20 protein-coding genes are annotated in these 25,818 nt (G+C 64.6%); 5 read left to right on the top strand and 15 right to left on the bottom strand.

Annotated features, from left to right (window positions below; translation table 11 throughout):
- Positions 1-37 precede the first annotated feature (37 nt).
- The gene (locus ACTUWL_RS17375; RefSeq protein ID WP_021078780.1) at positions 38-1,009 is read left to right on the top strand and encodes a tyrosine recombinase XerC; all 972 of its coding nucleotides are present in this window, start codon (positions 38-40) and stop codon (positions 1,007-1,009) included.
- A 146-nt stretch (positions 1,010-1,155) separates the two neighbouring features.
- Complete coding sequence (locus ACTUWL_RS17370) at positions 1,156-1,746, top strand: DUF4337 domain-containing protein (protein ID WP_021078781.1); 591 nt, start codon at positions 1,156-1,158, stop codon at positions 1,744-1,746.
- A gap of 438 nt (positions 1,747-2,184) precedes the next feature.
- Here the strand turns inward: ACTUWL_RS17370 and ACTUWL_RS17365 are convergent, their stop codons facing one another.
- The 12 genes from ACTUWL_RS17365 to ACTUWL_RS17310 form a co-directional block, all read right to left on the bottom strand.
- Positions 2,185-2,724 (bottom strand): hypothetical protein, encoded by a 540-nt coding sequence (locus ACTUWL_RS17365; RefSeq protein ID WP_021078782.1) that lies wholly within the window; start codon positions 2,722-2,724, stop codon positions 2,185-2,187.
- 247 nt (positions 2,725-2,971) lie between these two features.
- Positions 2,972-4,372: a dihydrolipoyl dehydrogenase gene (gene lpdA, locus ACTUWL_RS17360; RefSeq protein ID WP_021078783.1), complete on the bottom strand. Its 1,401-nt coding sequence runs from the start codon at positions 4,370-4,372 to the stop codon at positions 2,972-2,974.
- An 82-nt stretch (positions 4,373-4,454) separates the two neighbouring features.
- Positions 4,455-5,204 carry an SDR family oxidoreductase gene (locus ACTUWL_RS17355; protein ID WP_021078784.1) on the bottom strand — a complete coding sequence of 250 codons (750 nt, stop codon included), beginning with the start codon at positions 5,202-5,204 and terminating at the stop codon, positions 4,455-4,457.
- Between the two features lie 72 nt (positions 5,205-5,276).
- Complete coding sequence (gene odhB / locus ACTUWL_RS17350; protein ID WP_021078785.1) at positions 5,277-6,518, bottom strand: 2-oxoglutarate dehydrogenase complex dihydrolipoyllysine-residue succinyltransferase; 1,242 nt, start codon at positions 6,516-6,518, stop codon at positions 5,277-5,279.
- A 174-nt stretch (positions 6,519-6,692) separates the two neighbouring features.
- On the bottom strand, positions 6,693-9,653 hold the full coding sequence (locus ACTUWL_RS17345) for a 2-oxoglutarate dehydrogenase E1 component (protein WP_021078786.1): 2,961 nt from the start codon (positions 9,651-9,653) through the stop codon (positions 6,693-6,695).
- 258 nt (positions 9,654-9,911) lie between these two features.
- A complete protein-coding gene (gene sucD, locus ACTUWL_RS17340) occupies positions 9,912-10,793 on the bottom strand; it encodes a succinate--CoA ligase subunit alpha (protein ID WP_021078787.1) in 882 nt (293 codons plus the stop codon).
- A gap of 94 nt (positions 10,794-10,887) precedes the next feature.
- Entirely contained in the window at positions 10,888-11,367 is a 480-nt protein-coding gene (locus tag ACTUWL_RS17335; protein WP_035651268.1) for a DUF1579 family protein, read from the bottom strand.
- Positions 11,367-12,563: an ADP-forming succinate--CoA ligase subunit beta gene (sucC, locus tag ACTUWL_RS17330; protein WP_021078789.1), complete on the bottom strand. Its 1,197-nt coding sequence runs from the start codon at positions 12,561-12,563 to the stop codon at positions 11,367-11,369. Before sucC ends, ACTUWL_RS17335 begins: the two co-directional genes overlap by 1 nt.
- Before the next feature lie 160 nt (positions 12,564-12,723).
- Positions 12,724-13,692 (bottom strand): malate dehydrogenase, encoded by a 969-nt coding sequence (mdh, locus tag ACTUWL_RS17325; RefSeq protein ID WP_021078790.1) that lies wholly within the window; start codon positions 13,690-13,692, stop codon positions 12,724-12,726.
- Between the two features lie 208 nt (positions 13,693-13,900).
- Positions 13,901-15,088 (bottom strand): cell division protein ZapE, encoded by a 1,188-nt coding sequence (gene zapE / locus ACTUWL_RS17320; RefSeq protein WP_021078791.1) that lies wholly within the window; start codon positions 15,086-15,088, stop codon positions 13,901-13,903.
- A gap of 135 nt (positions 15,089-15,223) precedes the next feature.
- Positions 15,224-15,760: an RNA 2',3'-cyclic phosphodiesterase gene (gene thpR, locus ACTUWL_RS17315; protein WP_021078792.1), complete on the bottom strand. Its 537-nt coding sequence runs from the start codon at positions 15,758-15,760 to the stop codon at positions 15,224-15,226.
- Positions 15,761-15,927: 167 nt separating this feature from the next.
- Positions 15,928-16,575, bottom strand: a complete 648-nt coding sequence (locus ACTUWL_RS17310; protein ID WP_035651309.1) for an arylesterase — start codon at positions 16,573-16,575, stop codon at positions 15,928-15,930.
- 55 nt (positions 16,576-16,630) lie between these two features.
- Here ACTUWL_RS17310 and ACTUWL_RS17305 point away from each other — a divergent pair, with 55 nt between their 5' ends.
- The 3 genes from ACTUWL_RS17305 to ACTUWL_RS17295 all read left to right on the top strand — a co-directional run bounded on the left by ACTUWL_RS17305 (position 16,631) and on the right by ACTUWL_RS17295 (position 20,958).
- Complete coding sequence (locus tag ACTUWL_RS17305) at positions 16,631-17,350, top strand: ABC transporter ATP-binding protein (protein ID WP_021078794.1); 720 nt, start codon at positions 16,631-16,633, stop codon at positions 17,348-17,350.
- Entirely contained in the window at positions 17,347-19,932 is a 2,586-nt protein-coding gene (locus ACTUWL_RS17300; RefSeq protein ID WP_021078795.1) for an ABC transporter permease, read from the top strand. The genes ACTUWL_RS17305 and ACTUWL_RS17300 overlap by 4 nt, the downstream gene beginning before the upstream one ends.
- 234 nt (positions 19,933-20,166) lie before the next feature.
- Positions 20,167-20,958, top strand: coding sequence for a Bax inhibitor-1/YccA family protein (locus tag ACTUWL_RS17295; RefSeq protein ID WP_021078796.1), 792 nt, complete (start codon positions 20,167-20,169; stop codon positions 20,956-20,958).
- 98 nt (positions 20,959-21,056) lie between these two features.
- Here the strand turns inward: ACTUWL_RS17295 and ACTUWL_RS17290 are convergent, their stop codons facing one another.
- The 3 genes from ACTUWL_RS17290 to acnA form a co-directional block, all read right to left on the bottom strand.
- Positions 21,057-21,428, bottom strand: a complete 372-nt coding sequence (locus tag ACTUWL_RS17290) for a DUF2794 domain-containing protein (protein ID WP_021078797.1) — start codon at positions 21,426-21,428, stop codon at positions 21,057-21,059.
- 628 nt (positions 21,429-22,056) lie between these two features.
- Positions 22,057-22,818 (bottom strand): DUF1223 domain-containing protein, encoded by a 762-nt coding sequence (locus ACTUWL_RS17285; protein WP_035651270.1) that lies wholly within the window; start codon positions 22,816-22,818, stop codon positions 22,057-22,059.
- 204 nt (positions 22,819-23,022) lie between these two features.
- The gene (gene acnA / locus ACTUWL_RS17280; protein WP_021078799.1) at positions 23,023-25,743 is read right to left on the bottom strand and encodes an aconitate hydratase AcnA; all 2,721 of its coding nucleotides are present in this window, start codon (positions 25,741-25,743) and stop codon (positions 23,023-23,025) included.
- Positions 25,744-25,818 lie beyond the last annotated feature (75 nt).

Here is a 25,818-nt window from a genome sequence, read left to right as displayed (position 1 = left end):
TAATCAGGAGATTAGCAGCGCCAATAGCCCTCTACAGATGGCCCGGACCGATCAGCCCATCCAACCGCTCGAGCTCGACTGCGCCGATGCCACGGTGACGCAGGAGATGACGCGCTGGCTGTCGCATCTGCGCGCCGAGCGGCGGCTGTCGCCGAAGACGCTCGAGGCCTACGCCCGCGACGTGCGCCAATGCCTGGCCTTCCTGGCCGAACACTGGGGCGCGCGCGTGACGCTTGCGGCCTTCTCCGCGCTCGAAGCGAGCGATGTCAGAGCCTTCATGGCGATGCGCCGCGCGGACGAGATCGGCGGGCGATCGCTGATGCGGGCGCTGGCCGGCTTGCGCTCGTTCGGACGCTTCCTGGAACGCGAAGGCAAGGGCAAGGTTGGCGCACTCTCGGCGATCCGCGCGCCGAAGGTGGCAAAGAGCCTGCCGAAGCCGATCCACATGGACGCGGCGAAACGCCTTGCCGACGCCGACGAGCGCGCCGGCGAGGAGCGCGAGACCTGGATCCTGATGCGCGACGCCGCCGTGATGGCGCTGCTCTATGGCTCGGGCCTGCGCATCTCCGAGGCGCTGGGGCTGAAGCGCCGCGAGGTGCCGAAGCCGGGCGAAGGCGACGTGCTGGTCGTGACCGGCAAGGGCAACAAGACCCGCATGGTGCCGGTGCTGCAGAACGTGCTGCAATTGATCGCGGACTACGCGGCGATCTGTCCGCACCAGCTCAGTCCGACCGGACCGATGTTCGTTGGCGCGCGCGGCGGCCCCTTGAGCCCGCGCATCATCCAGCTCACCATGGAGCGGCTGCGCGGCGCGCTCGGCCTGCCTGACAGCGCCACGCCGCATGCGCTGCGGCATTCCTTCGCGACCCATCTGCTCAGCCGCGGCGGCGACCTGCGTGCGATCCAGGAATTGCTCGGCCACGCCTCGCTGTCGACCACGCAGATCTACACCGGCATCGACAGCGAGCGCCTGCTTGAAGTCTATCGCTCCGCGCACCCGCGCGGCTGAGACGGCCGGACCTCGGTCCAGATTAGACGCCGGACTCCGGGCGCCGTCATGCTGCGTTCATCTTCATACGGATAACCACCAACTGCCGCCCCTTGCCTTGTGCACCGCATTCGGCAATCGTGGCACAGTCTCATTGGAGGGGAATCATGAGCGCACATGAAAGTATGGAGCACGCGGAGCATGCCGAGCATGCCTCGGGCGAGAACAAGAAGATCGCGCTCCTGATCGCCGTGATCGCGCTGTGCCTGGCGCTGTCGGAAACCCTCGGCAAGGGCGCCCAGACCGAATCGATCAGCAAGAACGTCGAGGCGTCCAACCTCTGGGCCTTCTTCCAGGCCAAGAGCATCCGCCGCACCTCGGTGCAGACCGCGGCCGAACAAGGCAAGCTGAACCTCGCGACCACTACCGACGAGGCGGCCAAGGCCGCGCTGCAGAAGCAGATCGACGACTGGCAGAAGACTGCGGCGCGCTATCGCTCGGAGCCCGAGACCGGCGAGGGTTCGGAGCAACTCTCCGAACGCGCCAAGCACGCCGAGCATGAGCGCGACGAGGCCACCGCGAAATATCATCACTTCGAGCTTGCTTCCGCCGCCTTCCAGATCGCCATCGTGCTGGCGTCCGCGACCATCATCACCAGCATCGCCGCGCTGGCCTGGGTGTCGGGCCTGGTGACGCTCGCCGGCATCGCGATGACGCTGCTCGGCCTGTTCCAGCCGCATCTGCTGCATCTGCATTGAGGCGGCTGGGCTCCGCTTGACCTCCGTCACCCTGACAGGGTCACGGAATTGGCTTGCTCAGTGTCATCAACCGCGCATGCGGGTGATCCAGTATTCCAGAGGCGGTCGTGCTTGAGCCGATAGGCCGCGGCGTACTGGGTCGCCCGGTCGAGCCGGGCGACGACAACAGCGGATGAGGACCAAGCTTCACATTCTGTCAGGATGACGGGCGTGAGAGCCGTGCCTAAGGCCTGATGAGATTAGGTTGAGCTGGAACGGCATCGAAAGTTCACCTCTCCCTTGGGAGAGGTCGATTTGCGCAGCAAATCGGGTGAGGGGTTGCGGTCTATCGAGAGAGCAAGAGCCCTCACCCGGATTGCTGCGCAATCCGACCTCTCCCCACCGGGGAGAGGTAAAGCAAGACCGCGCCAAGCCGATTCAACCAAAACTCATCCCGCTTTAGAGCACCTTGCTGGTCTGATGCACGCTTTTGCGGAAGCGGGCGATCAGGCGCAGCGTGCGCGCGGTCCAGCCGACGCCATCGCCACGGATCATGTCGAGGACCCGCTGCTTGACCGGTTCGACCAGCGCGGCAGCCTTGGCGCGCAGCGCCATGACGAAATCATAGAGCGCCTTGAACCAGGGCATCTCCAGCAGTTTTGACCGCGTCACGTCGAACAGGAAGGCCGTGACGCCGACGCCGACGATCTTGGCAAACAGGATCAGCGAAACCGCGCTGAACCAGTACTGGTTCGCGAGCAGCCAGAGCCCGACCAGCTTGAGCGGAAACAACGGGATCAGCGGCACGACGAAGACGATCAGCGTCATCGCCGGCGACAGCGAATCGACCCGGTCGGCGAGCCATTGCTTGAGCGCGCGCAGCGGGATCAATGCGACCACCCGGGCCACGATCGGCTCGAGGTGATCCCACAGCCAAGCCTCGATCAGGAAGATGATCGCAAGCAGGACCCAGAACGGCTGAAGCACGCGGCGCAACATCGCTTTGATCCTAAAGCGCGATGAGACCGGGTTGAATCATCACGCTTCAGCTCCTTGTTTGAGCATGATCTTCTCGGAAAACCGCTTCACACTTTTCCGGATCATGCTCCCTGTTTGAGCATGATCTTCCCGGAAAACCGCTTCACACTTTTCCGGATCATGCTCCCTGTTTGAGCATGATCCTTCCGAAAAACCGCTTCGCACTTTTCCGGATCATGCTGCAGCCCGGCTCGCGCCGGACGTTCGATCACATATGGATGGCGCGCTTGCCCACCGCAAGCGCGGCTTCCTTGATCGCCTCGGATCGCGTCGGATGGGCGTGGCAGGTGCGCGCCAGATCCTCGGCCGAACCGCCGAATTCCATCAGAACGCAGGCTTCGTGGATCATTTCGCCGGCTTCGATGCCGACAACGTGCACGCCGAGCACCCGATCGGTCTTCGCATCTGCGAGAATCTTCACGAAGCCGTCAGTGGTCTGGTTGACCTTGGAGCGGCCGTTCGCGGTGAACGGGAATTTGCCGACGGTATACGCGACGCCGGCCTGCTTGAGCTCTTCCTCGGTCTTGCCGACCGACGACACTTCCGGCGTGGTATACACAACACCTGGAATGACGTCGTAGTTCACGTGACCGGCCTGGCCCGCGATGATCTCCGCGCAGGCAACGCCTTCGTCTTCCGCCTTGTGCGCGAGCATCGGGCCTGCGACGACGTCGCCGATCGCATAGATGCCCTTCACATTGGTCGAGAAGTGCGAATCGATCCCGACGCGGCCGCGATTGTCGAGCGCAACGCCGGCTTCCTTCAGCCCGAGACCCTCGGTGTAGGGCACGCGGCCGATGCACACGAGCACGACGTCGGCTTCGATGGTCTCCGCGGCGCCACCGGCGGCCGGTTCGACCTTGGCCTGCAGCGTCTTGCCCGAGGTGTCGACCGAGGCGACCTTGGCGCCGAGCTTGAAGACAAAGCCCTGCTTCTCCAGGATACGCTGGAATTGCTTCGCCACCTCGCCGTCCATGCCGGGCAGGATGCGGTCGAGGAATTCCACCACGGTGACCTTGGCACCGAGCCGATGCCAGACCGAGCCGAGCTCGAGCCCGATCACGCCGGCGCCGACGATCAAAAGGCTGCCGGGCACCTTGTCCAGCGACAGCGCGCCGGTCGACGACACGATGCGCTTCTCGTCGATCTCGATGCCCTTCAGTCGCGCGATGTCGGAGCCGGTGGCGATCACGATGTTCTTGGTCTCGACGGTCTCGGACTTGCCGTCGCCGGACACCTCGACCTTGCCGGCACCGAGGATCTTGCCGGTGCCCTTCAGCACGTCGATCTTGTTCTTCTTCATCAGGAACTCGACGCCCTTGACGTTGCCGTCGATGCCCTGCTGCTTGAAGTTCATCATCGCCGGCAGATCGAGCTTCGGCGGCGGGACGCTGACGCCCATCTTGGCGAAGGAGTGTCCGGCTTCCTCGAACATCTCGGAGGCGTGCAGCAGCGCCTTCGAGGGCATGCAGCCGACATTGAGGCAGGTGCCGCCCAGCGTCGCGTTCTTCTCGACGACGGCAACCTTCATGCCGAGCTGCGCCGCGCGGATCGCGCAGACGTAACCGCCGGGGCCCGTGCCGATGACGACGAGATCGTAAGAAGCCATGATTGAGGTCCTGTAGCTAAGCTCTGTGACAGTTGGAGGACGCGATCCGATCGGAAGACGCGTCCCGCTGCGTGATCGTGTTCTAGCGACCGCCCGACACGTCGAGGATCGCGCTGGTGACGTAGGACGCCTCGTCCGAGATCAGCCAGACGATGGCGTTGGCAATCTCATCCGCGGTACCGACGCGCTTCATCGGCACCAGATGGGCAAGCCGATGCGCGCGATCGGGCTCGCCGCCGGCGGCATGGATATCGGTGTCGATCAGCCCGGGCCGGATGCCAGCGACGCGGATGCCTTCACCTGCGACCTCGTAGCCGAGGCCGACCGTGAAGGAATCGATCGCGCCCTTGGAGGCGGCGTAGTCGACATAGGTGTTGGGCGCGCCGAGCTTGGCCGCGACCGAGGACAGGTTGACGATGACGCCGCCCTTGCCGCCGTGCCTGGTCGACATCCGCTTCACCGCCTCGCGCGCGCACAGGATGCTGCCGGTGACGTTGACCGCCATCATCTGCTGGATGCGCTCGGCCGACATCTCGTCGACGCGCACGCCGCTCTTGCCGACGATGCCGGCATTGTTGACCAGCGCGCCGAGCGTGCCGAAGCCGTCGGCGGCCTTGAACAGCGCGAGAATATCCGCCTCGCTGCCGACGTCGCATTTCACCGCGATCGCCTTGCCGTTCTTGGCCTCGATCGCGGAGACGACTTCGTCCGCCGCAGCCTGATTGGTGGCATAGCCGACCACGATGCGGTAGCCGCGCGCGGCGGCTGCGAGCGCGGTGGCGCGGCCGATGCCGCGGCTGCCGCCGGTGATGACAACGACCTTGTCCGTCACATTGATCCCCAAACGTGAGTGCCCAATGGATCGCGACGCCCGAACCGATCGGGCGCCGCGCGCGAGATGGTCTTAGAGATCCAGCACCAGGCGGGCCGGATCCTCCAGGCTCTCCTTGACGCGCACCAGGAAGGTGACCGCTTCCTTGCCGTCGATCACGCGGTGATCGTAGGACAGCGCCAGATACATCATCGGCCGCACCTCGATCTTGCCGCCGACCACCATCGGCCGCTCCTGGATCTTGTGCATGCCGAGGATGCCGGACTGCGGCGCGTTGAGGATCGGCGTCGACATCAGCGAGCCGTAGATGCCGCCGTTGGTGATGGTGAAGGTGCCGCCCTGCATCTCGTCGATCTTGAGCTGGCCGTCGCGGGCGCGGCGGCCGTAGTCGGCGATCGACTTCTCGATCTCGGCGATCGACTTGTGGTCGCAGTCGCGCACCACCGGCACCACCAGGCCGCGGTCGGTGCCGACCGCAACGCCGATGTGATAGTAGTTCTTGTAGATCAGGTCGGAGCCGTCGATCTCGGCATTGACGGCCGGGATGTCCTTCAGCCCCTGCACGACCGCCTTGGTGAAGAAGCCCATGAAGCCGAGCTTCGAGCCGTGCTTCTTCTCGAACGTGTCCTTGTAGAGCGCGCGCAGCTTCATCACCTCGGTCATGTCGACCTCGTTGAAGGTGGTCAGCATCGCGGCGGTGTTCTGCACGTCCTTGAGGCGGCGCGCGATGGTCTGGCGCAGCCGGGTCATCTTCACCCGCTCCTCGCGCGCGGCATCGTCAGCCGGCGACGGCGCACGAACCTGCACGGCGGCGGCCGGCTGGTTGACCGGGGTCGGCGCCGAGGCGGCCTTCTCGATCGCGGCCAGCATGTCGCCCTTGGTGACGCGGCCGTCCTTGCCCGAGCCCGGAACGGTGGAGGCGTCGACGCCGCTTTCGGCGGACAGCTTGCGAACCGACGGCGCGAGCGGCGCATCGGCCGGCGGCACCTTGGGCGCGGCAGGCGCCGGAGCGGCAGCGGGCGCCGGCGCGGCGGCCTTGGCGGGAGCCGCAGCGGCGGCAGCGGGCTTGGCCGCAACGGCACCGTCATTGATCTGGCCGAGCAGCGCGCCGACGGCAACCGTCTCGCCGTCCTTGGCGATGATCTCGCCGAGCGTGCCGGCGACCGGCGCGGGCACCTCGATGGTGACCTTGTCGGTTTCCAGCTCCACCAACGGCTCGTCCACCGCCACAGCCTCGCCGGCCTTCTTGAACCAGCGGCCGATGGTGGCCTCGGTCACGGATTCGCCGAGCGTTGGAACGCGAATTTCAGTCATGGTCTTTTCCTCGATAACCCTGCGGTCGCAATAATGAGTCCGGCCACCATCCTCCAAAGCGGACGATCCGGTACTCCGTGACGACAGCGCTTGTGCTGGATGACGCGGGATACCGGATGCCCCGCTCCAGTGCGCAATTGCGCACAAGGCGGGGCATGGTGTTGGTGAAGGTCGTTAGTTCAGCGCGTCGTCCAGCAGCGCCTTGAGCTGCGCCAGGTGTTTCGACATCAATCCAGTAGCGGTCGCTGCCGAAGCCGGACGGCCGGCATAGCGCGGACGCTTGTTGGCTGCGTTGGTCTGGTTCAGCACCCATTCCAGATAGGACTCGATGAAGTGCCAGGAGCCCATGTTGCGCGGCTCTTCCTGGCACCAGACCATCTCGGCATTCTTGAAGCGACCGAACTCCTGCACCAGCGCCTTCAGCGGCACCGGGTAGAGCTGCTCGATGCGCATCAGATAGATGTCGTCGATGCCGCGCTTCTCGCGCTCCTCATACAGATCGTAATAGACCTTGCCGGAGCACAGCACGACGCGACGGATCTTGTCGTCCGGCACCAGCTTGATCTTCTCGTCCGGCAGCATCTGGGCGTCATCGTACAGGATGCGGTGGAACGTGGCGCTCTTGCCGAGTTCGTCGAGCCGCGACACCGCGCGCTTGTGGCGCAGCAGCGACTTCGGCGTCATCAGGATCAGCGGCTTGCGGATCTCGCGGTGCAGCTGGCGCCGCAGCACGTGGAAGTAGTTCGCCGGCGTGGTCGGATTGACCACCTGCATGTTGTCCTCGGCGCACATCTGCAGATAACGCTCGAGCCGCGCCGAGGAATGCTCCGGCCCCTGCCCTTCATAGCCATGCGGCAACAGGCAGACGAGGCCCGACATGCGCAGCCATTTGCGTTCGCCAGAGGAGATGAACTGGTCGAACACCACCTGGGCGCCGTTGGCAAAGTCGCCGAACTGCGCTTCCCAGAGCGCCAGCGCATTCGGCTCGGCCAGCGAGTAGCCGTATTCGAAGCCGAGCACGGCTTCTTCCGAGAGCAGCGAGTTGATGACCTCGTAATGGCCGGTGTCTTCGCCGCCAAGATGGTTGAACGGCGTGTAGCGGCTCTCGTCCTCCTGGTCGATCAGCACCGAATGGCGCTGCGAGAAGGTGCCGCGCTCGGAATCCTGGCCGGACAGGCGGACATGATGGCCTTCCTGCAGCAGCGTGCAGAATGCCAGCGCCTCGCCGGTCGCCCAGTCGATCCCGATGCCGCTGTCGATCGCCTTGGCGCGGTTGTCGAGGAAGCGCTGGATGGTGCGGTGGACGCGGAAACCGTCCGGCACCTTGGTGATCTTGCGGCCGATCTCCTTGAGCACGGCGAGATCGACGCCGGTGACGCCGCGGCGGGCGTCTTCTTCCTGGTCGGCGATCTTGAAGCCCGCCCACTTGCCGTCGAGCCAATCGGCCTTGTTCGGCTTGTAGCCGGCGCCGGCCTCGAACTCGGCATCGAGCCGCGCGCGCCAGTCGGCCTTGGCCTTGTCGACCTCGCCCTCGGTCATCACGCCATCGGCGACCAGCCGCTTGGCGTAGATCTCCAGCGTGGTCGGATGCGAGGCGATCTTCTTGTACATCACCGGCTGGGTGAACGCCGGCTCGTCGCCCTCGTTGTGGCCGTGGCGCCGGTAGCAGAACATGTCGATGACGACCGGCTTGTGGAATTTCTGCCGGAACTCGATCGCGACCTTGGCCGCGAACACCACGGCTTCCGGGTCGTCGCCGTTGACGTGGAAGATCGGCGCGTCGATCATCTTCGCGACGTCGGACGGATAGGGCGACGAGCGCGAGTAGCGCGGATAGGTGGTGAAGCCGATCTGGTTGTTGACGATGAAGTGCAGCGAGCCGCCGGTGCGGTAGCCCTTCAGGTCGGACAGGCTGAAGCATTCCGCCACCACGCCCTGGCCGGCGAATGCCGCATCGCCGTGCATCAGCAGCGGCAGCACCGAGATGCGCATGTCGGGCGGATCACCGTGCTGATCCTGCTTGGCGCGCACCTTGCCCATCACGACGGGATCGACGATCTCCAGATGCGACGGATTGGCGGTCAGCGACAGGTGGATGTTGTTGCCGTCGAACTCGCGGTCCGAGGAGGCGCCGAGGTGGTATTTGACGTCGCCGGAGCCTTCGACCGAGTCCGGATTGGCCGAACCGCCCTTGAATTCATGGAACAGCGCGCGGTGCGGCTTGCCCATCACCTGGGTCAGCACGTTGAGGCGGCCGCGATGCGGCATGCCGAACACGATCTCCTTCACGCCGAGATTGCCGCCGCGCTTGATGATCTGCTCGAGCGCGGGGATCAGCGATTCGCCGCCGTCGAGGCCGAAGCGCTTGGTGCCGGTGAATTTGGTGTCGCAGAACTTCTCGAAGCCGTCCGCCTCGATCAGCTTGTTGAGGATCGCGCGGCGACCTTCGGGCGTGAAGCTGATCTCCTTGTCCGGACCTTCGATGCGCTCCTGGATCCACGCCTTCTGCGCGGCGTTGGAGATGTGCATGAACTCGACGCCGAGCGTCTGGCAGTAGGTGCGCTCGCAGATCTGGACGATCTCGCGCAGCGTGCCGTATTCGAGGCCGAGCACATGGTCGAGGAAGATCTTGCGGTCGAAGTCGGCCTCGGTGAAGCCGTAGGAACGCGGATCGAGTTCCTCACGGTCGCGCGGCGCCTCAATGCCGAGCGGATCGAGCTTAGCGTGGAAATGGCCGCGCATCCGGTAGGCGCGGATCAGCATCAGGGCGCGAACCGAATCGCGGGTGGCCTGATGGACGTCGGCGTCGGACAGCTCGGCGCCCTTGGCCTGCGCCTTGGCGGCAAGCTTGGTGCCGACCGCCTTCTCGACCTGGGCCCAGTTGCCGTCGAGCGCCGAGGTCAGTTCGTCACGCGGCGTCACCGGCCAGTTGGCGCGGCCCCACGAGGCGCCTTCGGCATTCTTCTGCACGTCGGCCGGGGCGTCCTTCAGGCTCTTGAAGAAATCCTGCCATTCGGCGTCGACGGAGGATGGATCCTGCTCGTAGCGGGCATAGAGGTCGTCGATATAGGCGGCGTTGGTGCCCTGCAGGAATGAGGAGAGTGCAAAAGCGGCGTTCGCGTCTTGGCGAGACATGGGGCAGTCCTGGTGATTTTTTCGGTTCGCGCGTAGGAGACGGCGCAAGTGCCGGTCTGGGAAAGCGCGCCGGCTGGATGGATATCCTTTATCCTATCTAGGTCGGATATTCCTGCCTAAAAGAACCAAGAAATGAATATATTTTCAAATCTTATCAATGCCCTCGCGCAGCGTTGATATCCGCCGGCCGGCGCGGTTCCCGAAACGGGAACCGGCAGAAATCAACCCGATCCGCTGGAAAGTACCGCCCGACGGCGGTTACTTCAGCATCTCGGCGAGCGTGTGCCCAAGCCGCGCCGGCGACGGCGACACCTTGATACCTGCCGACTCCATCGCCGCAGTCTTGGAACCGGCGTCGCCCTTGCCGCCGGAGATGATCGCACCGGCGTGGCCCATGCGACGGCCGGGAGGTGCGGTAACACCGGCGATAAAGCCGACCATCGGCTTCTTGCGGCCACGCTTGGCCTCGTCCTTGAGGAACTGGGCGGCGTCTTCCTCGGCGGAACCACCGATCTCGCCGATCATGACGATCGACTTGGTGTTCTCGTCGGCCAGGAACATCTCCAGCACGTCGATGAACTCGGTGCCCTTGACCGGGTCGCCGCCGATGCCGACCGCGGTGGTCTGGCCGAGGCCCTCCTGGGTGGTCTGGAACACCGCCTCATAGGTCAGGGTGCCGGAGCGCGACACGATACCGACCGAGCCGGGCTTGAAGATGTTGGCCGGCATGATGCCGATCTTGCACTCACCGGCGGTCATCACGCCGGGGCAGTTCGGCCCGATCAGCCGCGACTTCGAGCCCGACAGCGAGCGCTTGACGCGCACCATGTCGAGCACCGGAATGCCTTCGGTGATGCAGACGATCAGCGGGATCTCGGCATCGATCGCCTCGCAGATCGCATCGGCCGCGCCCGGCGGCGGGACATAGACGACGCTCGCATCGGCGCCGGTCTTCTGGCGCGCCTCGGCGACGGTATCGAACACCGGCAGGTTGAGATGGGTCGAGCCGCCTTTGCCCGGCGCCACGCCGCCGACCATCTTGGTGCCGTAAGCGATCGCCGCTTCCGAATGGAACGTGCCGTTCTTGCCGGTGAAGCCCTGGCAGATGACCTTGGTGTTCTTGTCGATCAGGATGGACATGGTTCGAGATGCTTTCGCGAGACAGCGGTGAAGGAACTCTATGGTTTGAGCATGATCATATCGGAAAACCGGGGACCACTTTTCCGGATCATGCTCAGTGGATACGCCGGTACACGCCGGTGAGCACGTCGGCCCAGCCTTCCGCGTCAGGCGAGAATTGAATCTTCATGTTGTAGGTGTTGTCGTCGACGACCTCGTAGACGTGACGGGCATTGCCGCGCAGCGAGCCGCGCACCAGGACCAGCGACTTGCCCGCCCAGCCGCCGGAGGCGGGCGACGGCGGGTAGTAGCCGAGCGAATCGTGCCAGAACAATTTGTAGGCCCGGTCGTCGCGGTCGTAGGTGAAGACGCCGTGGGTGGCGAAGCTTTCCTTGCCGTTGCGGGTCTGCACGCTGTCCTGGATCAGATAGAAGCCGTTGAGCGCGATGCGCGCAACGACACGCGAGGTGGCCGGACCGCCGGCGGTCCAGCGCGACGGGTAGACCATCTCGTCGCCGTTCCACTCGCCCGCGAAAACCGCGAGCTTGCGGTGTTCCTCCAGCGGTGTCGGAGCGTCGAGATGATCGGCCATCATCAGCCTCCCTTGACGGCTTTCACGATCTTCTGTGCGGCGTCATCGAGATTGTCAGCGGGCACGACATTGAGGCCGCTCTCGCGGATGATCTTCTTGCCCTGCTCGACATTGGTGCCTTCGAGCCGCACCACCAGCGGCACCTTGAGGCCGACCTGCTTCACCGCGGCGACCACGCCCTCGGCGATCACGTCGCACTTCATGATGCCGCCGAAGATGTTGACCAGGATGCCCTTCACGTTCGGATCGGCGGTGATGATCTTGAACGCGGCCGCGACCTTCTCGACGCTGGCGCCGCCGCCGACGTCGAGGAAATTCGCCGGCTCCATGCCGTACAACTTGATGATGTCCATCGTCGCCATGGCAAGGCCGGCGCCGTTGACCATGCAGCCGATCGTGCCGTCGAGCGCGACGTAGTTGAGATCGTATTTCGACGCCTCGATCTCCTTGGCGTCTTCCTCGGTCTCGTCGCGCAGCGCGACCACGTCCGGGTGACGATAGAGCGCGTTGCTGTCGAACGACACCTTGGCGTCGAGCACGCGGAGCTGGCCCTGCTTGGTGACGACGAGCGGATTGATCTCCAGCATCGCCATGTCCTTGGCGGCAAACGCGGTGTAGAGCTGGGCCGTCAGCTTCTCGGCCTGCTTGGCAAGATCGCCCTTCAGCTTCAGCGCCTCGGCGACCGTGCGGCCGTGATGCGGCATGATGCCGGTGGCGGGATCGACCGAGAAGGAGACGATCTTCTCCGGGGTCGAATGCGCGACGTCCTCGATGTTGACGCCGCCTTCGGTCGACACCACGAAGGAAATCTCCGAGGTCTCGCGATTGACCAGGAGCGAGAGGTAGAACTCCTTGTCGATCTCGGAGCCTTCCTCGATGTAGAGGCGGTTGACCTGCTTGCCGTGCGGGCCGGTCTGCACCGTGACCAGCGTCGCGCCGAGCATCTGCTTGGCGTACTCGTCGACCTCGGCGACCGATTTGGCGATGCGGACGCCGCCCTTGTCGCCAGCTGAGGCTTCCTTGAACTTGCCCTTGCCGCGGCCGCCGGCGTGGATCTGGCTCTTCACCACCCAGATCGGACCCGGAAGCTGCTTGGCTGCCGCGTCAGCCTCTTCCGGTTTCAGCACCGGAACGCCGCGCGAGATCGGCACGCCGAATTCATGCAGCAGTGCCTTGGCCTGGTATTCATGGATATTCATGGAACGACGCTCCCAAACCCTCGTGCGGCGAACTTAACGTCAGCCCTGACGCTGGCATACCATATACCAATGCTCGCGCAACTACAAAATCCGCCAGAATTTCATCACCTTGCACCCGACAGGCGATCGGAATCGCCTATCGGGCCATTGCCGATCGAGATTACTTGCCGAGCAGATCGGGCGCGATCTTCTTGCAGGCGTCGACCAGGCCCTGCACCGCACCGACCGACTTGTCGAACGCCTCGCGGTCCTTGCCGGCCAGCTCGATCTCGACCACACGCTCGACACCCTTGGAGCCGATCACGGTGGGCACGCCGACATACATGTCCTTCACGCCGTACTCGCCGTTGAGATAGGCGGCGCAGGGCAGCACGCGCTTCTTGTCCTTCAGGTAGCTCTCGGCCATCGCGATCGCGGACGCGGCCGGCGCGTAGAACGCGGAGCCGGTCTTGAGCAGGTTGACGATCTCGGCGCCGCCGTTGCGGGTGCGATCGACGATCTCGTCGATGCGCGCCTGCGAGGTCCAGCCCATCTTGACGAGGTCGGGCAGCGGGATGCCGGCAACGGTCGAGTAGCGGGTCAGCGGCACCATGGTGTCGCCGTGGCCGCCGAGCACGAAGGCGGTGACGTCTTCGACCGAGACGTTGAATTCGTCGGCCAGGAAGTAGCGGAAGCGCGCCGAGTCGAGCACGCCGGCCATGCCGACCACCTTCTTGTGCGGCAGGCCGGAGGCCTTCTGCAGCGCCCACACCATCGCATCCAGCGGGTTGGTGATGCAGATGACGAAGGCGTCGGGCGCGTACTTCTTGATGCCGGCGCCGACCTGCTCCATGACCTTGAGGTTGATCGACAAGAGATCGTCGCGGCTCATGCCGGGCTTGCGCGGCACGCCGGCGGTGACGATGCAGACCTTGGCGCCGTCGAGCGCTTCATAGGAATTGGCGCCGACCAGGTTGGAGTCGAAGCCGTCGACCGGCGACGACTGCGCGATGTCGAGCGCCTTGCCCTGCGGCACGCCCTCGGCGATGTCGAACAGCACGACGTCTCCGAGCTCCTTGAGGCCAACGAGGTGCGCCAGCGTTCCGCCGATCTGTCCGGAGCCAATCAGTGCAATCTTGTCGCGTGCCATGGGAAATCAGTCCTTTGAACTGGTGCAGGAGGGAGGGTAGTCGGTTGCAAGGGTGGTTATCCCTTTCGAATGATCCATTCAAGTCAGGGCCTGCCCGATCGCAGGCCCTGCCTTGAATTCGATCAGGCATGCCAGCGACATCCGCCCGGAGACACGAAAAGTTGCTCCGAACCGGACCGCGCGCAAGACCAAAATCCAAGGCCGAACTTCAAGTCTCGACCAGGCCGGTCGACGCGCCGCTGGCCGAGGAGTCCTTCCGGCCGTGCGGCAGCGCCAGGTAGGACTCCGAACTCATCTCGATCAGGCGCGAGGACGTGCGCTTGAACTCCATCGCCTCAACGCCTTCGTCCGCAAGGTACAGCGACACCGGATCGGCCGCGGCCGAGGCCATCAGCTTCACGGCGTTGTCATAGAGCGTGTCGATCAGCGAGATGAAGCGCTTGGCGGCGTTGCGCTCGGCGTAGTCCATCACCGGAATGTGGTCGACCAGGATCGTGTGGTAGTCGTGCGCGAGCCTCAGATAGTCCGACGCGGCAAGCGGCTTTTCGCAGAGTTCGGCAAAGCTGAAGCGCGCGACGCCGTGCGACGAGCACGGGACGTGCAGCACGCGTCCCTTGATCGCGATGTCGCGCGACTTGCACGGCGCGTTGCCGGTCATCTTGCGCCAGGCCGCATCGAGCTCGGCATCGGCTGCTTGATCCGCCGGCACCAGCCACATCTTGACGCCGAACAATTTCTCCAGCCGGAAGTCGGTGCGCGCATCGAGCCGCAGCACGTCCATGTGGTCGGAGATCTGCGCGATGAACGGCAGGAACAGCGCGCGATTGAGACCGCCCTTGTAGAGATCCTCAGGCGCGACGTTCGAGGTCGCGACCACCACGGTGCCGAGATCGAACAGCTTGGCGAACAGCCGCCCGAGGATCATCGCATCGGCGATGTCGGTGACGTGGAATTCGTCGAAGCAGAGCAGCCAGGCTTCGTCGAAGATCGCCTGCGCGGTGAGCGCGATCACGTCGCCGTCGGCGATCTCGCCGCGCGCGATCTGCTGGCGGTAGCCGTAGATGCGCTCATGCGCCTCGGCCATGAATTCGTGGAAATGCGCGCGGCGCTTGTGCTCGACCGGGCTCTGCTGGAAGAACAGGTCCATCAGCATGGTCTTGCCGCGGCCGACCTCGCCATGGACATAGAGGCCGCGCGGCGGCTTGTCGTCCTTGTCGCCGCCGAACAGCCGTCCGAGCAGGCTCTGCTTGCGCTGCGGCTTGTAGCTCGCGAGCCGCTCCTCCAGCGCGCCGAACGCATCGGCGGCGGCGGCCTGCGCCGGATCAGCCTCGATCGCGCCGGAGGCGACCAGGGCGTTGTAGTGTTCGAGAAAGGAACTTGGCGAGGTGGACAGCATGAGCCCACCTTACGGCCCTAGTGCGCGGCAAATTGCAAGCCGTGAATTGTGCCAATGGGGTATGCAAGCGAAAGCCCTTGCATACCGGCCGGCCGCACGGGCCTCTCCGGCGTCAGGAAACGCGATCAGGAAACCCTACGCGCAGAGCTCGTAAGCATCCTCGACCACGTAGGGGCCGCCCCCCGTCGACGCGCGCGACGAGAACAGCACGAAGCGATCCGCCAGGAAGGTGCGGCTCGGGAAGTAGCCGCGCACGGACAGATAATCCGCGACGTCCTGGCTCGACGCATCATGCAGACGCGCGAGCGTGACATGTGGAGTGAATTTCCTGCCCTCGGGATCGAGCCCCATCCGCTGCATCATCCGCTCGAGTTCGGCCTGCAGTTCGATCAGCGGCCGGCTCGGCTCGACGGCGGCAACCACCGCGCGCGGCTTGCGTCCGCCGAAGCTCGACAGGCCCTGCAGTTTGACCTCGAACGGTTTGCGGTTCACCCGAAACAGCATCGTCGCGATCTCGTTGGCCCAGAGACCATCGATATCGCCGATGAAGCGCAGGGTGACGTGATAATTTTCGGGATCGATCCAGCGTGCGCCGGGAAGGCCACCACGCAAGCTGGAGAGGGATTGGCCGATATCGGCCGGAATTTCCAGACCAGTGAACAGACGCGGCATCGCTATAATCCTCGATGCTTGGCGCGGGTTTTGGGAGCCCGCACCCTGTAACAAGCCCGGCGACGAATCACCGATGCTTATTTGTACCCGAGATATGTGACTCTGCGAAGCACGAGGCGTTAACAGCTCGTAAACCTACGGACGCAACGCGGCGCGCTGCCTGTGTTTCAACTGCGTTGCCCTGATAATGCGCCGAGAAATGCCTCCACCGTAGGCAGGATATTCTTCACGACGATGTCCACACCTTCCGCGGTCGGGTGCATGCCGTCGGCCTGATTGATCTTCGGATTGGCCGCAACGCCATCGAGGAAGAACGGATAGAGCGGCACGCCGAAGGATTTCGCCAGATCCGGATAGATCGCATTGAACTTCGCCGCATACTCGCTGCCATAGTTCGGTGGCGCCAGCATGCCGCACAAGAGCACCGCGATCTTGCGCGCCTGCAACTTTGTGATGATGTCGGACAGCGCGGCGCGCGTCACCGCGGGATCGATGCCGCGCAAGGCGTCGTTGGCGCCGAGCTCGACGATCACGGCATCGGTTCCATCGGCCACCGACCAATCGAGCCGCTCGCGGCCGCCCGAGGCGGTATCGCCGGACACCCCGGCATTGGTCATCTCGACCTTTATCCCCTTGGCTTCCAAGGCTTTTTGTAGTCGGACCGGAAATGCCGCCTGGGCCGGAAGGCCGTAACCGGCGCTCAGGGAATCGCCCAGAACCACCATTTTGATCGGTCTCACCGGACCTTTCCCCTGGTCTTGCGTCTGCGCGCTCGCCGCCGTCATCAAGCCCATAAGCAACACGAGTATGTGCACGAAGATTCGCAACCGGGCCTCGACCGCAGCGGCGGAAGTGCCATATGACCGAACCATGGACAGTCTCATCGAATCCTCTTCACTGACCGACGTCGAGCCGGACACCATTGCCGTCAGGAACGTCAATCTCTCGCTCGGCACCGGCGCGGCACGGGTTCATATCCTCAAAGATATCAGCCTTCGTGTGGCAGCGGGTGAGGCCATCGGCCTGATCGGCCCGTCGGGCTCGGGCAAGTCGACCTTGCTGATGGTGATGGCGGGGCTCGAACGTCCTGACAGTGGAGAAGTGGTCGTCGACGGCACCTCGTTCAATGCCCTCGACGAAGATGCGCTGGCACGCTTCCGCGGCCGCCAGGTCGGCATCGTCTTCCAGTCGTTCCACCTGATCCCGACCATGACCGCGCTGGAGAACGTCGCGGTGCCGCTCGAACTCGCCGGCAATCCGGATGCCGCCGCGCGCGCTGCGCAGGAGCTGCAATCGGTCGGGCTCGGCGAACGGCTGCATCACTATCCGACGCAGCTCTCCGGCGGCGAGCAGCAGCGCGTCGCGATCGCACGCGCGCTTGCGCCCGATCCCACGATCCTGGTCGCCGACGAGCCGACCGGAAATCTCGACGAAACGACCGGCAAGCAGATCGTCGATTTGCTGTTCACCAAGCACGCCGAGCGCGGCATGACCCTGGTGCTGGTGACGCATGATCTCGCGCTCGCGCAGCGCTGCGACCGCGTGGTGCGGCTGCGCTCCGGCCGGATCGACGGACAATCAGCCACATGAGCTTTGCGTCCGAAGTCGCGGTGCAGAGCCGCGCGTCGTCGCTTGCCTTCCGTTACGCGCTGCGCGAGTTGCGCGGCGGCCTGCGCGGATTCTACGTCTTCATCGCCTGCATCGCGCTCGGCGTGATGGCGATATCAGGCGTCGGCTCGGTTGCCGCCAGCCTTGGCGACGGCCTGTCGCGCGAGGGCCGCACGCTGCTCGGCGGCGATGTCGCGTTCTCGCTCATTTCGCGCGAGGCCAAGCCCGACGAGGTGGCGTATCTGCGCACCCGCGGCGAGGTTTCGATTGCAGCCACGCTGCGCGCGATGGCCCGCAGCAGCGTCGGCAAACTGGCGCTGGTCGAGCTCAAGGCGGTCGACGGCAGATATCCGATGCTCGGCGAACTGACGCTCGAGCCGAACATGCCGGTCGCCGATCTGCTCGCCGAGCGCGACGGCGTTTTTGGCGCGGCGGCCGACTCGACCTTGCTGGCGCGGCTCGACCTGAAGCTCGGCGACCGCGTCAGCATCGGCAGCGCGACCTACCAGATCCGCAGCGTCGTCGTGGCCGAGCCCGACAAGCTCGCCGGCGGCGTCGGCCTCGGCCCGCGCTTCCTGATCAGCGAAGCCAGCCTGCGCGCCACCGACCTGTTGCAGCCCGGCAGCCTGGTGCGCTGGATCTACCGGGTGAAGCTGCCCGACGGCGCCAACGACGATCGCGCCACCACCGCACTGATCGACGGTGCGCGCGCCGCGGCACCGGAGGCCGGCTGGGAGGTGCGCAGCCGCAGCAACGCCTCGCCGCAGCTCGAGCGCACCATCAACCGTTTCACCCAGTTCCTGACCCTCGTTGGTCTTGCTGCGCTCTTGGTCGGTGGCGTCGGCGTCGCCAATGCGGTGAAGAGCCATATCGACCGGCGCCGCGACGTCATCGCCTCGTTCAAGGCGCTCGGCGCCACCGGGCGCGACGTCTTCACGATCTACTGCACGCAAGTGGTGGTGCTGGCGGGAATCGGCTCGGTGATCGGCCTGGTGCTCGGCGCCGCGCTACCCTTCGTCATCGTCGGCCTGTTCGGCAAGCTGCTGCCGCTGCCGGTGGTGCCTGCCCTGCATCCCGACGAACTCGCGCTCTCCTTCATCTACGGCCAGCTCACCGCGCTGGCGTTCGGGCTGTGGCCGCTCGGCCGGGTCCATGACGTGCCGGTCGCGGCGCTGTTCCGCGAGACCGTCGCCAGCGAGTGGCACCGGCCACGCTGGAGCTATCTGGCGCTGATGGCCGTGGTGGTCGCGCTCCTGATCGGCGTCGCGATCGGGCTCGCCTATGACAAGCGGATCGCCACGGTGTTCGTCGCCGCCTCGATCGCGGTGTTCCTGCTGCTGCGCGGGATCGCCGAGATCCTGATGGCGGTGGCGCGGCGGCTGCCGCGCAGCCGCATGACCATGCTGCGGCTCGCCATCGCCAACATCCACCGGCCGGGCGCGCTGACGCCGTCGGTGGTGTTGTCGCTGGGGCTCGGGCTCGCGGTGCTGGTCACCATCACCCAGATCGACGGCAATCTGCGCCGACAATTCCTGGCCGCGCTGCCGGAGCGGGCGCCGTCGTTCTTCTTCATCGACATCCCCTCCACCGAAGCGGGCCGCTTTGCCGCCTTCCTCGGCCAGATCGCACCGGGCTCAACCGTCGAGGACGTGCCGATGCTGCGCGGGCGCATCGTCGCCGCGCGCGGCGTCAAGGCCGACCAGCTCAAGCCGTCGGTCGATTCCGAGTGGGTGCTGCAGAGCGACCGCGGCCTGACCTATACCGGCGAAATTCCCAAGGGCTCGAAGATCGTCGAGGGCGAATGGTGGGGCCCGGACTACAGCGGGCCTCCGCTGGTCTCGATGGAGAAGAAGATCGCCGACGGCCTGGGCCTGAAGATCGGCGACGAGATCGTGGTCAACGTGCTCGGCCGCGACGTTCCGGCGAAGATCGCCAATCTGCGCAACATCGACTGGCAGGGCCTCGGCATCAATTTCGTGCTGGTGTTCTCGCCGAACGCCTTCAAGGGCGCGCCGCACAGCCACGTCGCGACCCTGACGGAGCCGCATGCGAGCTCGACCCAAGCGAGCTCGACCGACGACGCACGCATCATCAAGCAGGTCGCCGACACGTTCCCGATGGTCACCAGCGTCCGGGTCCGCGAGGCGCTGGAGACGGTCGGCAGCGTCGTCAGCAACCTGGTGCTGGCGATCCGCGGCGCCAGTGCCGTGACGCTGATCTCGGCGATCCTGGTGCTGGGCGGCGCGCTCGCCGCCGGGCACCGCCACCGCGTCTATGACGCCGTGATCCTCAAGACGCTCGGCGCCACCCGGGTGCGGCTGCTCGGCGCCTACGCGCTGGAGTATCTGATGATCGGTTTTGCAACCGCGATTTTTGGGGTGATCGCCGGCTCGGTCGCGGCCTGGCTGATCGTGACGCGGCTGATGACGCTGAGTTTCATCTGGCAGGCCGGCAGTGCCGCCGCGGTCGTGGTCGCCGCGCTGGTCGTCACGGTCGGCCTGGGGCTGGCCGGCACGCTGCTCGCGCTGAACCAGAAGCCCGCCTCGGTGTTGCGGAATTTGTGACAATTTGTAGCGGTGGCGGCGCCGTTTTGCCTAATAATGCTAGGCCAGAGCGACATTCAGCCGCGCGTGGAAGCTTGCCTCGGATGTGTTAATTTCCCACATATCAATCGGGTCGGATGGCCGGTTTGAATGACACGGAATTAATGCTCCGCAAACCGCACCATCTGAGTTAGATTTACGACCGGCGCCGCAAATCCCTTGCGCTCCACCGGGACCAACCACGGGAATTCGACCATGTCGGACCTAGACCGCAATTACGCTTCTCCTTTCGGCCGGGCCGCCGGGCGCATTGACGCTGCGGCCGTCGACGCCGGTCTGCGCGCCTACATGCTGCGCATCTACAACTACATGAGCATCGGCCTCGCCATCACCGGCCTGGCCGCGCTCGGCGTCTACATGGGCGCGGTGACGACCGACCAGTCGGCCGCCGTCGCCAAATTCGGCAACGCCTATCTGACGCAGTTCGGCTACGCGATGTTCGTGAGCCCGCTGAAGTGGCTGTTCATCCTCGCTCCCTTGGCGATGGTGTTCGTCATCTCGGCCGGTATCAACCGCCTGCAGCCCGCGACCGCCCAGCTGCTGTTCTGGGTATTCTCGGCGCTGATGGGCCTGTCGCTGTCGTCGATCTTCCTGGTGTACACGCACACCTCGATCGTGCGCGTGTTCTTCATCACCGCGGCGACGTTCGGTGCGCTTAGCCTCTACGGCTACACCACCAAGCGTGACATGAGCGGCATGGGCTCGTTCCTGTTCATGGGCCTGATCGGCATCATCATCGCGAGCCTGGTCAACCTGTTCCTGGCGAGCTCGGCGCTGCAGTTCATCGTCTCGGTGGTCGGCGTGCTGGTGTTCGCGGGCCTCACCGCCTGGGACACCCAGCGGCTGAAGAACGACTACATCTACGGCTACGCCTCGCAGGGTGGCGTGATGGCGGAGCGTGCGGCAATTACGGGTGCGCTGTCGCTCTACCTGAACTTCATCAACCTGTTCACGCTGCTGCTGCAGCTGCTCGGCCAGCGCGACTAAGCGCCTCGAGCGAACCGATCGATCCAAGCCCCGGCCTCACCGCCGGGGCTTTTGTTTTGCGCAACTGAAAACACGGCTGCGAAGCCGGCCGGCGCGGCTTACACCAGCGACAGCTTGCGATCGATGACGAGCAGCACCCGCTCGAGTTCGTGGCCACGGCGCAGGATCAGGCCGGTCGGCGAAATCACGCTGTACATGCCCTGCTTGCGCGCCAGCCGGGGATCCTTCTCGATCCGGTAGATCGGCATCTCGGACGCCCGCCGGAACACCGAGAACACGGCGCGGTCCTTCAGGAAGTCGATCGCATAATCGCGCCACTCGCCATCGGCGACCATGCGGCCGTAGAGATTGAGAATGCGGTTGAGTTCAAGTCGATTGAATGTCACGCGGTTGGCTTGGGGGATCGCTGCGGCGGGGCGCGCCGCGGCGCGACTCCCGCTCGGATCGGTGTCCTCCGAGATCAAACTCATCGAGCGCCTCCTTGTCATCCCGGTGACGATCGGGTTCCGAAGGCCGGTGCCCCCAACTTCGGGATCGTCACGAGAGTGACATGATTGCGCTAAGCGCCGGGGCCCGCAAGGGCCCATTCGCAACGCAACCAGGCCTTAACCACGGTCAGGCGCGACGGATTGTCCCGAAAACCGAAGAGTCACGGGAACGTTAGCAGAATCATATTGCTGCCCCACTTCCGCCCATCGCCTGCCCCGCTGCCCTGCAAAAAGATAATCCTGCGTTGGCCCGGTCCTTTCGGTTCCGGATTCCTCAGCCCCCAGCCCCCCGGGGCCGTCGGGATCGGGCCTGTTCGCAGGGGAGTTAATCCCAACACTGGGCCAACGAAAGTTGGTCCTTTTTGTTTTTGGGGACCTGCTCGACCGCACGCGATCGAGATGCGTGCGCAAGCCTTCAGCGCTCGCTCTTCAGCAAATCATCGGATGTATGTTGGTCGCCGCGCCAGCCTGCGCGCGGCCGCGCAGACGGCAACCCGCGCAGCAACGCGCTAAAGCGCGATGAGATTGGGTCGAATCGTCATCGCGCTTTAGCTCTTTGTTTGAGCATGATCTTCTCGGAAAACCGCTTCGCACTTTTCCGGATCATGCTCTAGTGAAGCGAGGTGAATGCGGCGCCGAGCATCGGTCCCGGCTTGTCGCGATTGCCGTCCTGGACGTACACCGCCGCGGCATCGACCCCATCGCGCGTGATGTTCTCCAGCGGCACCGTCCAGCTGCCGGACGAGCCGTTCCAATCGCCGACCTTCAGGAGATTGCGCACCACATTGTGGTAGGTGATCTCGTGGCCGCGGTTCTCGCCGCGCGCGATCGAGATCGGCACCGACTTCGAGATCGAGCAGATCCAGACTTCGCCGCGCGACACCGCGGGAGACTTCGATGCCGCGACCGACACGTTGATCTGCTTGCCGGTCAGCGTCATCGTCACCGGCACCGACATCACGGTGCCGCCCTTCTCGGTGCTCTTGATGGCGTCCTCGATGCTGGCGCGATCGCTGCCGATCACATGCGCGGAGCCGTTGACCACGGCCTGCGGCGTGTAGACGTCGCGATCGCCGCGCATGTGGGAATAGGCCTTCTGGCGCGCGCTGAAGCGCGAATCGGCCAGCGTGTCCTTCCAGCCGAGATAGTCCCAATAGTCGATCGGCATGCTCAGCGCGATGACGTTGGGGTCCTTCGCGAGATCACCGATGATCTTGTCCGCGGGCGGACAGGACGAGCATCCCTGCGAGGTGAAGAGTTCGACGACTGCACGCGGATCGGCGTGAGCGGGGCGTATGATCGCGACGATCGCGCAGATACCGAGCGCACCGGACCATCGCGAAATCGAATTATAGGCCATCATCGCTGTCATACTGCGAACCAGTCGTGATGATTTCCATCCGTAATTGTACGGAGCATGAAGTCTGTCCCTGAACTTGCGTGCCCCAAAACGCGAGAAAGCGGCCTTTTCATAGGCCGCCTTCTTTTTAGCCGCCACTCACTAAGCAGTGAGGCACGGATCACAATTCCGCGTTGGAGCACGGCCCAAATAGACCATGCTCCAACAAAAGGCCCTTTAGGCCGCGAGTTTGCGCAGCACGTAATGCAGGATGCCGCCGTTGCGATAGTAGTCGAGCTCATCCAGCGTATCGATGCGGCAGAGCAGCGGGACATCCCGCTTGCCGCCGTCGGCGGAGACGATCTCGGCGGTCAGCGTCTGGCGCGGCTTCAGATCGCCCTGCAGCCCACGGATCGTGACCTTCTCGTCACCCTTGAGGCCGAGCGAGGACCATGAGGTGCCGTCCTGGAAGGTGAGCGGAAGCACGCCCATGCCGACCAGGTTGGAGCGATGGATGCGCTCGAAGCTCTGGCAGATCACCGCGCGCACGCCGAGCAGGCGGGTGCCCTTGGCGGCCCAGTCGCGCGACGAGCCGTTGCCGTATTCGGCGCCGGCGAACACCACGAGCGGCACGCCTTCCGCCTGATACTTCATCGCGGCATCGTAGATCGACATCTGCTCGCCGTCGGGCCAGTGCTTGGTCAGACCGCCTTCCGGAATATTGCCGTCGGCGCCCTTCAGCATGAAGTTCTTGATGCGGATGTTGGCGAAGGTGCCGCGCATCATCACTTCATGGTTGCCGCGCCGCGTGCCGTACTGGTTGAAGTCGGCGGGACGCACCTGGTGCTCGCTGAGGAACTTGCCGGCGGGCGAGGTCAGCTTGATCGATCCGGCCGGCGAGATGTGGTCGGTGGTGATCTTGTCGCCGAACATCGCGAGGATGCGCGCGTCGACCACGTCGGTGACCGGGTCGGGCTGCTTCTTCATGCCTTCGAAATAGGGCGGATTCTGCACATAGGTCGAGCTCATGTTCCAGCGATAGGTCTCGCTTTCCGTGGTCTTGATCTTGCGCCAGTTGGTGTCGCCCTTGAACACGTCGGCGTACTTCTTCTTGAAGATCGTCGCGGTGACGTACTTCTTCACGAAGGCGTTGATCTCCTTGGCGGTCGGCCAGATATCCTTGAGGAACACCGGCTTGCCGTCCTTGCCGATGCCGAGCGGCTCGACCGCGAGATCCTTGGTCACGGTGCCGGCCAGCGCGTGCGCGACCACCAGCGGCGGCGAAGCGAGGTAGTTCGCCTGCACGTCGGGCGAGACGCGGCCTTCGAAGTTGCGGTTACCCGACAGCACGGCGGCGGCGACGATGCCGTTTTCGTTGATGGACTTGGAAATATCTTCCGGCAGCGGGCCGGAATTGCCGATGCAGGTGGTGCAGCCGAAGCCGACCAGGTTGAAGCCGACCTTGTCCAGATCGGCCTGCAGGCCGGAATTGGCGAGATACTCCGCGACCACCTGGCTGCCCGGTGCGAGCGAGGTCTTCACCCACGGCTTGGCCTTGAGGCCCTTGGCGGCCGCCTTGCGCGCCAGCAGGCCGGCGCCGATCAGCACGCTCGGGTTCGAGGTGTTGGTGCAGGAGGTGATCGCGGCGATCACGACGTCGCCATGGCCGAGATCGAAGTCGCGGCCCTCGACCGCGTAGCGCTTCTGCTCGCCCTCGGGCTTCTTGTATTCGCCGACCAGCGCGGTGGCGAAGCCGGTCGACACCGCCGGCAGCGCGATGCGGCCTTCGGGGCGCTTCGGTCCGGCCATCGACGGCACGACGTCGGCGAGGTCGAGCGTCAGCGTGGTGGTGAACACCGGGTCAGCGGACTTGGCGGTGCGGAACAGGCCCTGCGCCTTGGCATAGGCCTGCACCAGCTTGACGCGATCCGCCTTGCGGCCCGAGGTCTTCAGGTAATCGATGGTCGCGGCATCGACCGGGAAGAAGCCGCAGGTCGCACCGTATTCGGGCGCCATGTTGCCGATCGTCGCCTTGTCCGCGACCGACAGGAAATCGAGGCCCGGGCCGAAGAACTCGACGAACTTGCCGACCACGCCGAGCTTGCGCAGCATCTGGGTGACGGTCAGCACGAGGTCGGTCGCGGTGACGCCCTCCTTGAGCTGGCCCTTGAGCTTGAAGCCGACCACTTCCGGCAGCAGCATCGACAGCGGCTGGCCGAGCATGCAGGCTTCCGCCTCGATGCCGCCGACGCCCCAGCCGAGCACGGCAAGGCCGTTGACCATCGTGGTGTGCGAGTCGGTGCCGACCAGCGAGTCCGGATAGGCGACCTCGAAGGTGCCGGTCTTCCTGCCGACCGTCATCTTCTCCTTCTTGGTCCACACCGTCTGCGCGAGATATTCCAGATTGACCTGATGGCAGATGCCGGTGCCGGGCGGCACGACCGAGAAGTTCGAGAACGCCTTCTGGCCCCACTTCAGGAACTCGTAGCGCTCCTGGTTCTGCTTGTATTCCTCGGTGACGTTCTTCGCGAACGCCTTGTTGTCACCGAAGAAGTTGACGATGACCGAGTGGTCGATGACGAGATCGACCGGCACCAGCGGATTGATCTTCTCGGCATCGCCGCCGAGGTTCTGCATCGCGTTGCGCATCGCCGCGAGATCGACCACGGCCGGAACGCCGGTGAAATCCTGCATCAGAACGCGCGCCGGGCGGAACGCGATTTCGTGCTCGAGCTGGCGCTTCTTCAGCCACTTCGACACCGCAACGATGTCTTCCTTCTTGACGGTGCGGCCGTCCTCGTTGCGCAGCAGGTTCTCGAGCAGAACCTTCATCGAATACGGCAGCTTCGAAATACCCTTCAGTCCGTTCTTCTCTGCCAGGGGCAGGCTGTAATAGACGTAGGACTTGGCGCCGACCTTCATGGTCTTGCGGCATTTGAAGCTGTCGAGTGAGGTCATGCGAGGAATCCCAATTCTCAGTTATACCCGGCAAGGGTAACTAAACACCGGCGAACGACACTGGCCGAGGGATGG

The organism is Bradyrhizobium sp. WCU1 (assembly GCF_053474805.1).
This window is presented reverse-complemented; position numbering and strand designations above follow the sequence as displayed.